This is a genomic window from Micromonospora psammae (genome assembly GCF_036902725.1).
In the GTDB taxonomy this organism is placed as follows: domain Bacteria; phylum Actinomycetota; class Actinomycetes; order Mycobacteriales; family Micromonosporaceae; genus Micromonospora.
In genome coordinates this window covers 1-12,048 of sequence record NZ_JBAKHM010000004.1, presented here as the reverse complement: position 1 = coordinate 12,048, position 12,048 = coordinate 1, and the positions used below count along the sequence as shown (strand labels likewise).

Genomic DNA, 12,048 nt, shown 5'->3' with positions numbered 1-12,048 from the left:
CGCCATCGCGACGTAGGTGGCGATCCTGCCCGCCCGGATCCAGACGGCGGCGGTCCGGTGTCGGCTGGATTCGGGCCGGTCGTGGTCGCGGGTGCCGTCGGCGAAAGCGATGGCCACCAGGAGGAAACGGCACTCCCCCAGCAGCGGGAGTGCATTCCCCTCCAGCGGGGATGAGCTGTTGTCCGTCGCCGCAGAGCATTGGTTCGTGACGGTCGGTGTGTGGTAGGAGCAATCGTGAGTTTCACCGACCCTGACCGCACCTTGGCCGCTGCCCCGTCACCCTGGGCCGTCTGGGCCGCCTACGCCGTCCCGCTCTGCGTCCTGCCGTCCGCGGTCTGGCGACTGTCCCTCGTGTTCACCGACGATGCCGTCACCACCTGGTACATGATCTTCCTCTCCGCCCTGTCGATGGGCTGGCCCTGTCGACACTCGGGCTGGTGCACCGCTGGGGACAACAGGTTCCGCACTGGGTACCGCTGCTCGGAGGCCGGTCGATCCCGGCGCGGCCAGTCGTGATCGTCGCGCTGGCCGGCGGCTCGTTGCTCGTCGCCATCAGCGTGTACTTCGTCCTGAACCAGACGTTCCACTTCGTGCCGCCCGGATGGTCCGGAAGTGGAGGCGACGAACCCGCACGTCCGGTGCCCGGCTGGGAAGTGCTGCGCTACTACGCCCCATTGATCTTGTGGGGCCCCTCGTCACAGCCGTGGCCGCTGACTAGCGCCGGCGCGTCACCCTGGTGCGAGCACCGGCACGATAGCGTCATGGACCACTCGCTGGGGCTCTCGTTGCCCTGGATGCCACGATCCTGCTGGCAACGAGCCGGTTCAACTCCGCGGTCGGGTGACCACCATCTCTCGGTGATGGCCCGCGCCTCGCTCGCCCTCCACCGGGCGCTGCCGACAGCGCCGCGACAGCGCTCGATGGGGAGGCTCAACGGGAAGAGGGAGTACCGTGAAGAACCTGTAGTCCACACCGCGGCAGCGGTTGTGGCGAACCGGCGTCAAGCAACGGACGTAGGTCCCGGCTCCGCCCCGGTGGGTCCGTGCAGCGGTCCGCGGCGCGCGGGCCGCCATCCGCACGCCCACCCCTTTCTGGTTCTGGCGGCGTGCCGGCCGTGAGGACCTGATGCCATGACCCGCCCGCCGACGGACCCCACCGACGCCTTCGCCGAACTCGGCCGCATCAAGCTCGGCGAAGTCGGCCTCGACGACGTCCTGCAACGCGTCGCGGAACTGACCAAACGCGTGCTGCCCACACCGGTGGAGGCGTCGGTCACGCTGGTGCGCGGCGGCACCGCGCACACCGCGGCGTTCACCGACGACCTGGCCCGCGACATGGACGAGCGGCAGTACGCCCAGGGACGCGGCCCGTGCCTCGACGCCTCCACCAGCGGCGACGTCCTGTCCGTACCCGACCTCGACACCGAGGAGCGGTGGCCCGACTGGGCCGAACGCGGCCGCAAGGCGGGACTGGCCAGTTCCGTGTCGATCGGCCTGCCCATCCAGGACGCGGTCGTCGGAGCGCTCAACGTCTACGCCCGCATCCCCCACGCCTTCGACGACGACACGGTCGAGGTCCTGCAGACCTTCGCCGCGTACGCCGCGGTGGCCCTGGCCAATGCGCAGCTCTACGACAGCACCGCCACCCTCGCCCGGCAGATGCAGGAGGCGATGGCCAACCGCGCGGTCATCGAGCAGGCCAAGGGCATCATCATGGGCGAGCGCCGCTGCACCCCGGCCCAGGCGTTCGCGATCCTGGCGAAGGTGTCGCAGGACTCCAACCGCAAGGTCCGCGACGTGGCCCAGGCCCTCGTCGACCGGGCCGCCAGAGCATCCGGGGATGACCGCGCCGGCTGACCACCGCTGGGGCGAGCATGATCGTCACGGTGAGCGGCACAGGGCTGCGCGCCGACCATTCACAGGTGTGGGGCCGGCACACAGGGGTAGGGACACGTCACGGGTCAAGACATGCGCCCCTCCAGGGCCTTTCCGGCCGCAGCTCGTGCGGCACGGGCGGGCCGCCGGTGGACAGCGGAGGCGGCATGTCAGCAAACGAAACATCTCGTACGCGCGCTGGCCGTCGGTCTGCTCGGGGGCTCGATCGGCTCGGTGAACCGATCACGTCGTTGACCCTGACGAGTGACGGTTCGGCGAAGCTGGTCACCGTCTCGGGTGAGATCGACATGAGCAACGCGCACCTGCTCACCGAGTTGGTGGAGTGCGTCTGCCGCCCGCCGGCACCGATGATCGCGAGGGACCTCTTCGCGGTGCGGTTCTTCAGCGCGCACGCTGTGAGCGCGCTGCTTCAGGCCCAGCACATTGCGGCGACCGCTGGAGCCGCGTTCCTCCTGCGCGATCCCGCGCCGTGTGTCACCTACATCCTCGCCACAACCGGTGCCCTGGCGAGCTTCCGGATCAGCCGGGCAGACGGAGCGCCTCCCCGCCCACGATCGACGACCGTTGCCCTGGTGACGCCGGTGCGGCGCACCCCTGACGATGGGCAACCTTCATGGTCGCCACACCACTGGCCCGCGACGACGACGCCACGTGCGCCGGGCTTCTCCCGCTGACACTGGGCGTGGAGGAGGAGCCCTCGATCGCCTGTCGTCAATCAGTCATTGTCTCTCACTGGCACTCTCCGTAGCGTCGCGGCTACATATCGATGGTCTACGCGGAAGGGGCTCCCCTCATGACCGAACTCGTCGCTGCGCAGCTCGTCGTGAACAGCAGGATGATCTACTTCGGCTGGACACCGGCCGACCCCGACGCCGTGGCCGCCCTGGTGCCCGCCGGGCTCAAGCCGACGCCAAACCGCCAGGTATTCATGAACCAGTACGTCGTCGACGACCCCGGGCAGACCTCCGGCTTCGGCGCCTACTCGCTCACCTATCTCGGACCGGACCTGTCCGGAGTCGACGCCCCGGACGGGATCACGCCTGGTCGCTGGTGGACGCACTACTTCAACTCCAGCCCCGTGGTCCGCGATTACGCCGCCGCCCGAGGCGTCCCGGCCACGGCGGGGACCACCAGCATTGAGGTGAGGGGGCACCGGCTGGTCGCCACCACCGAGGCGGACGGCGTACCCGTGATCAGGACGACAGCCCGCGTCGGCCGCACCGGCGATGCGGTGAACCGGGGCCAACTCCGCTACCTCACCAAACTGGACGGCAAGCTGATCAGCGGGAACTACCCTTTCGTGGCTGCCCCGGTCGACCCCTTCGAGGTGGAGTCACTGGAGTTCCTGGATCGCGACCACCCGGTCTACGCGCTGCGTCCGGCCGATCCACTGGAGGTCGTATGGGGCTTCTACTCGCCGCGTTCGTCATTCGCTTATCCAGGGGGCGAGTCGGTGCTCGACTGAGCTGTTTCTCAAGGCTTCGCCGAGCTCAGGTGGACTGCCGAACAGCACCGGCGCGATAGGAGTGGCAAGCGGCGGTACTGGGTCGCGCACGTCCCCCTGAGTGCGCAACCGGGGGCGGGGATCTCGCCGCCGGGTTGTCCCCGGTTCTCCCATTGCCGCGCCGCTGCGCGGCGGTGGATCCTCCCCTCCGCTGGCGGAACGTCTGGGTCCGGCACCGACTGGAGCCGCCGGCGCTGTCACCCGAGACGACGCGGTTCCCACCTGCCGCCCGGGCGGGTGGGAACCGCGTCGTGCGGTCAGGGGCAGCTGACGACCGGGTCGAAGGTGTCGGAGGTGCAGGTGTCGAAGCCCACGTTCCCGTCGAGGGAGTCGTTGGCCGCCACGCCGTCGAGCCCGTCGAGGGTGTCGTTGCCGGTTCCGCCGTCGAGGGTGTCGTTGCCCGTACCGGCGTTGAGGGTGTCGTTGCCGCTCTCCCCGTGCAGGGTGTCGTTCCCGGTGTTGCCGAGCAGCGTGTCGTTGCCTGGGCCGCCCGAGATGGTGTCGTTGCCGCCGAGGCCGTCGAGGGTGTCGTTGCCCGGCCCGCCGATGATCGTGTCGTTGCCGGGGGTGGCCAGGAGCTGGCCACCGGCCGTGGCCACGGCGGGGTCGCCGACAATGCGGTCGTCCTTCGGTCCACCCTCGATGACGTCTCCGCCGCTACCGCCGTCCAGCGTGCCGGCGATGTCCACGTTCGCCGCGACCCGGATGTCGTCGTCCAGGTCTCCGCTCTCCACCGAGATGCGCGCGACCGGCAGCGGACAGCGGACGGCCCTGTTCCCATCGGCCACGCAGGGCGCCACCGCCAGCACCTGGTCCCCCTGGTCGGACACGACGAGGCTCTGCCCCTGTCGGCGGATGCGGATCTCGTTGACGACGCCGGGCCGGGCGTCGATGAGGACGGCATCGCCCACCTGCCGCACCACGGTGCCCTCCACAGCGGCGATCGTCGGGGCGTCCGCCGAGACGGTTGGCTGCCCGTGGTCGCGGTCGACGGCGCCGGCCGGGCCGCCGGCCGCCACCGCCTGGCCGAGGCCGAGGAGAGCCGTTGCCGTCACGACGAGCGTCTTGTTCCTGGCATTCATGGCGTGAACTCCCTGTCGATCGGTGTGACGGTTGTCGGGCGGGCTCCCGGCCGGGTGCGGCGCCGGCTGGTCACCGGTCCGGCACCCCGGCCGGGTCAGGGGCACTCGTTGGCCGGATCACCCGGGTCCGCGAAGCAGGTGTCGGTGCCCGCTCCGCCGAAGAGCCGGTCGTTGCCGCCGAGCCCGTCGATCCCGTCGAGGACATCGTCGCCGCCACCGCCGAGGAGCGTGTCCCGGCCGACGCCGCCGGCCACCCGGTCCCTGCCGACCCCACCGTCGAGCAGATCGTCTCCGCCGTCGCCGGCGATCTGGTCGGCTCCCCCGCCGCCCTCGACCACGTCGTTGCCGTCGCCGCCCTGCAGCGAATCGGCTCCCTCCTGGCCGCCGACGCTGTCGTTGCCCGCACCGCCGAACGCCGAGTCGCCGCCCGTGCCGCCGTTGAGGGTGTCGTTCCCGCCGGCGCCGAGCAGCGTGTCGACGCCCTCCTCTCCGTCGAGGGTGTCGTTGCCGGCGCCGGCGACCAGCCGGTCGTTGCCCGATCCCCCCTGCAGGGACGCGCCGACCGGGGCGGACGTGCCGGGGTCGACAGTGACGCGATCGTCGAGGTTGCCGGCGTTGACGACGAGTTCGGTGGTCCCGGCGGCGGGGCAGCGGGCCTCCGCGCCGACCTGGGTGCAGGCCCCGCCGGCGCTCACCCCTTCGACCTGGTCCGTGACCACGTACGTGGCACCGACCAGCCGGACCGTGATGTCGTTGGCCCGGTTGATCCCCGCGGTCACGGTGAGCACGGAACCCGTGCGGTTGACGAGCGTGCTGCCGTCGGCGAGGGCGTCCGCGGCCTGGGCCGATGCGGCGGGCATCCCCAGAACGGCCGCGCTGAACGCCGCGCCGAACAGCGCGCACCGGCGTTTCGGAAACATCGTGTTTCCCTCCTGGAACATCGAGGACACCGGTGGAAAGCGAAGGTGTCACCGACGATGCTCGGGGCACGGGACCACGGAAACAAGGGCCCGGAAACAATTATCCGATGACGCCATTGTTGCCTTCATGAATTCCATGGCAATTAATAACCGGCGCTTTGCGGATACGCTGCGACTATATTCACCTGCGTATTGACGAATGGTGTTGGACTGCGTATCGCTTCTGCTCGCCGAGGCCGTGGGTCCACACGTGGCCGGATTCGACGAGGATCAGGCCGTCGCACCCGAGCATGTCGAGTACGTCCTTGACCTCCTGCTCGGGGTGCACCGTGTCGGGCGGCGGTACGAAGACGTTTCTCAGACGGTCGCGACGCGCTCCTTCGGTACCGGCGGCCCTTCCTGGTCGAACTGGGTGCGGTACAACTCCTGGTACCGGCCGCCAGCGGCGAGCAGGTCGCTGTGTCGCCCGCGTTCGACGACGCGTCCGTCCTCGATGACGAGGATCTGGTCGGCCGCGCGGATGGTGGAGAGCCGGTGCGCGATGACCACGCTCGTCCGACCGGCCAGGGCCTCAGCGAGGGCGTCCTGCACCGCAGCTTCCGAGGTGGAGTCCAGATGCGCCGTGGCCTCGTCGAGGATGACCACACGGGGACCAGCCAGCAGGAGCCGCGCGATGGTGAGCCGTTGCCGTTCGCCGCCCGACAGGCGGTACCCGCGTTCACCGACGATGGTGTCGAGCCCATCCGGGAGTGAGCGGACCAGGGCGTCGAGTCGACTCCGCCGCAGTACGTCCCACATCTCGTCCTCGGTCGCGTCCGGCCGGGCGAACGCCAGGTTGGCGCGGATGCTCTCGTGGAACAGGTGCCCGTCCTGGGTCACCACGCCGAGTGCCGTCCGGATCGACTCGGCCGACAGGTCGCGTACGTCGATGTCGGCGAGCTTCACCGCGCCATCCTCGACGTCGTACAGGCGCGGCACGAGCTGGGCGATGGTGGACTTACCCGCTCCGGAGGACCCGACCAGGGCGACCATCTGCCCCGCCTCGGCGCGGAACGACACGCCGCGCAGCACCTCTTCGCCGCCGCGCGTATCGAGCTTCGCGACATCCTCCAGGGACGCGAGCGACACCTTGTCAGCCGACGGGTAGCCGAACCGAACCGCGTCGAACTCCACGGCGAGCGGCCCGTCGGGAAGCGGGCGCGCGTCGGGCTTGTCGAGGATCAGCGGCTTGAGGTCGAGGATCTCGAACACCCGCTCGAAGCTCACCAGGGCGCTCATCACCTCGACCCGGGCGCTGGCCAGCGACGTCAACGGCGCGTAGAGGCGCGACAGCAGCAGCGCGAGCGCGACCACGGTGCCGGCGTCGAGGCTGCCCCGCAGGGCGTAGAGACCACCAAGCCCGTAGACCAGAGCCAACGCCAGCGAGCCGACGACGGTGAGCGCGGTGATGAAGACCCACTGGAGCATGGCGGCGCGGATGCCGATGTCGCGCACACGCCGCGCGCGGGCCGCGAACTCGGCCGACTCCTCGGCCGGACGCCCGTACAGCTTGACCAGTGTCGCTCCGGGCGCGGAGAAGCGTTCGGTCATCCGGGTGCTCATGGCCGCGTTGTGTTCGGCCGCTTCGCGCTGCAACTGGGCGAGCCTCGAACCCATCCGGCGGGCCGGGAGGACGAAGATCGGCAGCAGCACCAGCGCCAGCAGCGTGATCTGCCACGAGAAGCTCAGCATGACCGCCAGGGTCAGGATCAGTGTGACGGCGTTGCCGACCACGCTCGACAGGGTGTCGCTGAAGGCCCGCTGCGCGCCGATCACGTCGTTGTTCAAGCGGCTGACCAGCGCTCCCGTGCGGGTCCGGGTGAAGAACGCCACGGGCATGCGCTGGACATGGTCGAAGACGGCCGTGCGCAGCTGGACGATCAGTCCCTCACCGATGCTTGCCGACAGGAACCGCGTCACCAGACCCAGGCCGGCCTCGGCCAGAGCGATCACGGCGATCAGCACCGCCAACCGGATCACGATGTCGCTGTCGGCGCCGTCGACGATGGCGTCGACCACCCGACCGGCGAGGACCGGCGCCGCCACCGTGAGGACCGCCGTCACCACGCTCAACAGCAGGAACCTCATGATCATGGTGCGGTGCGGCCGTGCGAACCGCGCGATGCGCTTCAACGTCGCCCGCGACAGTGGTCGTTCGTCCTGCGCGTTCATCGCGTGGTGCAGAGACATCCACGCGGTCACTTCCATGCTCATGCCGTACCTCCGGAAAGCAGGCTAGAACCTCGAGTGAGGTTGAGGTCAAGCCGGCGTGCGGGAGGCATAGGCGGTGCGGTCCCGGGTAGCTCCCGTTCCTGGTGCGGTACATGAAGCCCGAGCTGGCAGCAGGCCGAGCAGGCCGCGGCGCCCGTCGCCATCAAATCCGCCGGAACCTAGCCGATGCGGTACTGATCGCCGTAGACAGCGAACGCCAACGGCGTGATCAGGTCGAAGTTGCCGTTGTTCAGGAAGACCCGCTGGGCCGTGTCCACGCGGGACGTGTCCGAGTGGGCCGCCTCCTTCTTCATCTCGATGCCCCGCTCGTCCAGGAAGGCGTGAAGCCAGGCCCGCTCGTCGCCGCCCTGAGCCGGAGGCTTCGCCCGGGCGAGAGCGCGGTTACGGATTGCCCGCATGCCCTCGTACCCGTGCATCACCGCGGCGTCGTAGTAGGCGAACTGGCCGAGCGCGCGGACCTGATCGGACTTGCCGTCACGTACGGACGGGTCGAAGTAGACCCGGTCCCGCTCGGCCTCCTGGACGGCCCGGAACGCCGGGTCGGTGGCCGCGGCCCGCCAGTCGCGGGGGAAGTTGGGATCGAGGCCGGCGTGCGAGTCGGTGCCGTTGACGGCGCGCAGCGCCGGCAGGTACGCCGCCAGCACGTTGCCAGGCTTGGCGCGCGTGTACGCCTCGACCAGTTCGAGCATGTCGCCGGTGCCGGAGCAGAAGCCGATGATGCCGGCGGTGTAGCCGCGCCCGTCGCCGATGTCCTCGATGTAGGAGAACTGCGCGCGCCAGTCGAGCGAGGAGTTCTCCGCCGCCGAGACGAGCTGCATGGCGACGTCCTTCTTCGCCGGGTCGTCGAGGTTGACCCCGGCCGGGTTGGTGGGGGTGGGCGCACTCCCACCGGGCAGGGTCCACTGCTGGTTGGGGGTGCCCGCGCAGCTCCAGATCTGCAACCGGGCGCCGTTGGCCGTGCTCCGGTCGGTGACGTCGAGGCACTTGCCGGAGCCGGAGTTGACGAGCGCACCGTTGCTGGCCGTCCACTTCTGGGCGCCGGTGTTGTTGCAGTCGTACAGCTGCACCTTGGCGCCGTTGGCGGTCGACGCGGCGGTGACGTCCAGGCACTTGCCGAGGGCCCGGACCGAGCTGTCGGCATTGCCGACCGTCCACGTCTGGGCGGCGGTGCCGTTGCAGTCGTAGAGCTGAACCGGCGTGCCGTTGGCCGGGTTGGCCCCGGCGACGTCGACGCACTTGCCGGCGAGGCCGGTGATCGGGCCCGCAGTCGCGGCGCTGGCCGACGGAAGGCCGTAGCCGACCGCCCCGACGCCGATCAGCAGGGCGCCCACGATGTAGGCAGCTCTTCTCGTGCGAACCATGGCGCTCCTCGGGAAGGGGCGGCGTGCTGCCGGCCGGTCGGTGGCCCGGTGCGGCGGATCCGCACCGGTGGGTGCCGCAAGCATCAGGAAACTGTGTTAACAGATAGCAGTGCGTCGATCAACTGTCAAATCGACCGGAGGTCCAAGCGGGTCTGATGTCGGCCCAACGGGTCTCGCGGGGCACTGCCCGGCGGCCATCTTCACCCGACGACGCCTCGGCGGAGATGATGGCATCTCCTCTTGGAGCGTTGGAACTCCAAGGACGGGCGCGCCCGCCACGTGAGGTCCCTCGCCGCACCCCTTGTCGCGCGTGGACGTAGGGCGCGGCGAGGAAGCACGCCGCGCAACCGGTGGTCAACCGCGCCGGCACCATGGCAGCGGCACGCTGGTTACCGCGACGGCCAGGCCGAGCCCGGCCGCCGCGAGGAAGACCAGGTCGTAGCCGTCGGCAAGGGCCGCCGGGGAACTCACACCGGCCTTCATCGCGGTTCTGGCGCTGGCGGCGGTCGCGAGCACCGCCAGGCCCACCGACCCGCGCACCGACGGCCCCCAGCGACGCGGCAGGCCGGGACCGCGGCAGCCCACTGGCCGACCGCGCCGACCAGTTCGCCAAAGGGCTGTTCTGGGACGCCGCCGCGGAGGCCGATCCGGGTGGCGGCACGGACAAGGCTGCGCTTCCCGCTGTGCCGGCCGGACCCGCTCGCCGCCCTGTGGCGCGACGCCGGCCTGGAGCAGGTCACGGTACGGGCCATCGAGATCCCCATGGTGCGAATCCCCACGAGTACTGGTGTCCGAGGGGCGACACGGACTCACGCCTGTATAGCCGCCCTGGTGATCTCTTCGGGCCCGCCGAAGAGATCACCAAGGCGAAATGCCTGGTCGATACCTTGCACGTGGGACGCGCTGCACCACCGGACAACCCAGCCCACTGTCACGATCGGATCGCATCGGCTCCCGGCGCCGGATGCGCCGTCGAATAGCAGGTTGCGCAGACTCCCACCCCATCACCTGAGACCGGAGCACTAGACTCGCGATGACGGTAGGTAACGATAGAAGCACTTTGAGTGACAACCTTAGGTCATTGAGGGCAGACGTTCTCACAGCAGGCACAGAGGGGAAGAACGACGTGACCCATAACGTTCACGCGGGAGAAGTTGACGAACTGAAGTTCATCAACCCAAGCGGTCTCTACGATCCCCGGCCGAACGCCTACTCACATCTTGCGGTATTCCCGGCCGGCTGGCGGATGATCCTTCCGGCGGGACAAGGCGGCGAGACTGAGGACGGCCTTCTGGCGGAGGACTTCGGGACGCAGCTCAGGCAAGCGCTGGCGAACACGGCAACTGTGCTTGCAGCCGCCGGCGCCACGATGTCGGACGTAGCGAAGTTCAACCTCCTGGTCGTTGACCACAACGAGGAGAAGTTCGGGGTGGTGAGACAGGAGTTCGATCGCGTATGGGGTGACCGGAAGCCGGCATGGACACTGATCCCGGTGCCCGCCCTGGCGTTGCACGGAATGCTGATTGAGATCGACGTTATCGCTGTAGTGCCGCAGTGAGGCCGTGGACCGGGCGGCCGAGTACCCCCTGTGACCGCTTCTGGTCCCGGAACGGCCTCGCCGGGTCCGGGCACTTGAGTCGACGGACCCAACCGTCATCGTCGCCGGCAGCGAGTTGGTGTTGGCCGTGAAGAATGGGTCTTTCTACGTGATCATGCTGGTCACGGTTGGTGCGGGCGACCCGGAGATCGATGAGGGCGAGGCTCCAACGTCGACGTCGAGCAGCTCCCGCCGTACTCGACCCACAGCCAGTTCTGGTCGATTGTCTCGGGCGGCAGCCCGGTGTCGTTGACGGGCACCCGTAGGTTCCGGCCGTCGACGGGGCCCCCGACGGCCGGCACGTCGACCCGCTTTCACATGCCCCGATCATCAAGTCGCGCGGCTGATGGCGACGCGGTGTCACCGATTGACCGCAGCTGGTCAACGAGCCAGCGCGTCGTGGCGGCGAGGCAGCCGAAACCTTCGACCGGCACCAGCCCGAGCGGCTTGGCTCCCCTATGCGCCCTCGTGGCCGGCCAGCGGTGGATCCGAGTGCGGCTACGGGTCAGCACGATTCTGCCGTAGCGCTGGGTCCGCATCAGCGGCCACACCGCCGAGCAAAGCCACCATGCCGCATCGGCGTTGATCGCCATGGTCGTGTCGTACTCGTCGGCAGTCGCTTCGCTGATGCCGTGGTAACGAACAATGCCTGCGTTGTGGACCAGTGCGTCGATGCGTCCGTGCTCGGTGAGGACCTCAGCGATCAGCTCCTCGCAGCCGCGGCGCGTCGCCAGGTTCTGCACGTGCACGGAGGCGCGCCCCCGCCGTCGGTTATCGCACCGGCCACAGCATGGGCGGGAGCAGAATCATTGCCGCTGCCGTCGCGGTCAACTCCCGCATCGTGCACGGCGACGTGCGCGCCTCTGGCCGCCAGCAGCCGAACGTAAGACTCGCCCAGGCCACGTCCCCCGCCAGTAACGACGACCACTTGTCCAGCAAGGTCAATCACGCACCCAGCATGCCAAAACCACCAAGCGTCCAGATGCCCCGACGATCGGAATCAGACAGCATCCGCTCATCGGCCAGATCCGGATGCCGACGCTAACCCGCTTCAGCTACGGTCCGTGACGCCATCCGGCGGCGGCGCTCCCCGCCCGAGACGCAGGAGATGGTCGCCGCGCTCGAGGTACCTATCCGAGTGATCGAGCCCTTGTGGATGGACCTCGTGACCGCTCGTCCTGACGGCGCCCGACTAGAATTCACGCCGCATCAGGCGCGACCTGCCGATTCTCGGTGTCGCTGCGACTTCCCAGTCTTGCGACCAGCCCATCGTGGACCCGGTCAACGTGCCGTTCACGCGGCGTGGGCAAGCAGACGAGTGACCAGGTCCACTCACCTCCTTGGGATCAACGACGGATCATGTGCTACGGTAGCCGAGTTGCAGTTTTGATTTCCGTAGACGTTTTCCGGCGCCTGAT

12 protein-coding genes are annotated in these 12,048 nt (G+C 69.1%); 5 read left to right on the top strand and 7 right to left on the bottom strand.

Annotated elements, in window-relative coordinates; translation table 11 throughout:
- Positions 1-234: 234 nt before the first annotated feature.
- The 4 genes from V6U79_RS08615 to V6U79_RS08600 all read left to right on the top strand — a co-directional run bounded on the left by V6U79_RS08615 (position 235) and on the right by V6U79_RS08600 (position 3,360).
- Positions 235-516 (top strand): hypothetical protein, encoded by a 282-nt coding sequence (locus tag V6U79_RS08615; RefSeq protein ID WP_334614177.1) that lies wholly within the window; start codon positions 235-237, stop codon positions 514-516.
- 614 nt (positions 517-1,130) lie between these two features.
- Positions 1,131-1,856 (top strand): GAF and ANTAR domain-containing protein, encoded by a 726-nt coding sequence (locus V6U79_RS08610; protein ID WP_334614175.1) that lies wholly within the window; start codon positions 1,131-1,133, stop codon positions 1,854-1,856.
- 185 nt (positions 1,857-2,041) lie between these two features.
- Positions 2,042-2,569, top strand: coding sequence for an STAS domain-containing protein (locus V6U79_RS08605; RefSeq protein WP_334521748.1), 528 nt, complete (start codon positions 2,042-2,044; stop codon positions 2,567-2,569).
- Positions 2,570-2,688: 119 nt separating this feature from the next.
- Entirely contained in the window at positions 2,689-3,360 is a 672-nt protein-coding gene (locus V6U79_RS08600; RefSeq protein WP_334521745.1) for a hypothetical protein, read from the top strand.
- Positions 3,361-3,656: 296 nt separating this feature from the next.
- Here V6U79_RS08600 and V6U79_RS08595 read toward each other — a convergent pair whose 3' ends face one another.
- The 5 genes from V6U79_RS08595 to V6U79_RS08575 form a co-directional block, all read right to left on the bottom strand.
- Positions 3,657-4,481, bottom strand: coding sequence for a calcium-binding protein (locus V6U79_RS08595; protein WP_334521742.1), 825 nt, complete (start codon positions 4,479-4,481; stop codon positions 3,657-3,659).
- Between the two features lie 95 nt (positions 4,482-4,576).
- The gene (locus V6U79_RS08590; protein ID WP_334521739.1) at positions 4,577-5,401 is read right to left on the bottom strand and encodes a calcium-binding protein; all 825 of its coding nucleotides are present in this window, start codon (positions 5,399-5,401) and stop codon (positions 4,577-4,579) included.
- A 357-nt stretch (positions 5,402-5,758) separates the two neighbouring features.
- On the bottom strand, positions 5,759-7,654 hold the full coding sequence (locus V6U79_RS08585) for an ABC transporter ATP-binding protein (RefSeq protein WP_334521736.1): 1,896 nt from the start codon (positions 7,652-7,654) through the stop codon (positions 5,759-5,761).
- A 176-nt stretch (positions 7,655-7,830) separates the two neighbouring features.
- Entirely contained in the window at positions 7,831-9,033 is a 1,203-nt protein-coding gene (locus V6U79_RS08580) for a chitosanase (RefSeq protein WP_334521733.1), read from the bottom strand.
- Between the two features lie 354 nt (positions 9,034-9,387).
- Positions 9,388-9,561, bottom strand: a complete 174-nt coding sequence (locus V6U79_RS08575) for a hypothetical protein (RefSeq protein ID WP_334521730.1) — start codon at positions 9,559-9,561, stop codon at positions 9,388-9,390.
- A 505-nt stretch (positions 9,562-10,066) separates the two neighbouring features.
- On the opposite strand from V6U79_RS08575, the gene V6U79_RS08570 reads away from it, so the two are divergent.
- Entirely contained in the window at positions 10,067-10,591 is a 525-nt protein-coding gene (locus V6U79_RS08570; protein ID WP_334521727.1) for a RidA family protein, read from the top strand.
- A gap of 161 nt (positions 10,592-10,752) precedes the next feature.
- Here V6U79_RS08570 and V6U79_RS29955 read toward each other — a convergent pair whose 3' ends face one another.
- Together V6U79_RS29955 and V6U79_RS08565 are read right to left on the bottom strand one after the other, a co-directional pair.
- A complete protein-coding gene (locus V6U79_RS29955) occupies positions 10,753-10,932 on the bottom strand; it encodes a hypothetical protein (protein WP_503629758.1) in 180 nt (59 codons plus the stop codon).
- 12 nt (positions 10,933-10,944) lie between these two features.
- Positions 10,945-11,379, bottom strand: a complete 435-nt coding sequence (locus V6U79_RS08565) for an SDR family NAD(P)-dependent oxidoreductase (RefSeq protein WP_334521724.1) — start codon at positions 11,377-11,379, stop codon at positions 10,945-10,947.
- Between the last annotated feature and the right edge of the window lie 669 nt (positions 11,380-12,048).

Coding starts and splice junctions, on each gene's coding strand:
- V6U79_RS08580 (WP_334521733.1), bottom strand. CDS start 9,033: ATGGTTCGCACGAGAAGAGCTGCCTACATCGTGGGCGCCCTGCTGATC.
- V6U79_RS08590 (WP_334521739.1), bottom strand. CDS start 5,401: ATGTTTCCGAAACGCCGGTGCGCGCTGTTCGGCGCGGCGTTCAGCGCG.
- V6U79_RS08600 (WP_334521745.1), top strand. CDS start 2,689: ATGACCGAACTCGTCGCTGCGCAGCTCGTCGTGAACAGCAGGATGATC.
- V6U79_RS08585 (WP_334521736.1), bottom strand. CDS start 7,654: ATGAGCATGGAAGTGACCGCGTGGATGTCTCTGCACCACGCGATGAAC.
- V6U79_RS08605 (WP_334521748.1), top strand. CDS start 2,042: ATGTCAGCAAACGAAACATCTCGTACGCGCGCTGGCCGTCGGTCTGCT.
- V6U79_RS08610 (WP_334614175.1), top strand. CDS start 1,131: ATGACCCGCCCGCCGACGGACCCCACCGACGCCTTCGCCGAACTCGGC.
- V6U79_RS08570 (WP_334521727.1), top strand. CDS start 10,067: ATGACGGTAGGTAACGATAGAAGCACTTTGAGTGACAACCTTAGGTCA.
- V6U79_RS08595 (WP_334521742.1), bottom strand. CDS start 4,481: ATGAATGCCAGGAACAAGACGCTCGTCGTGACGGCAACGGCTCTCCTC.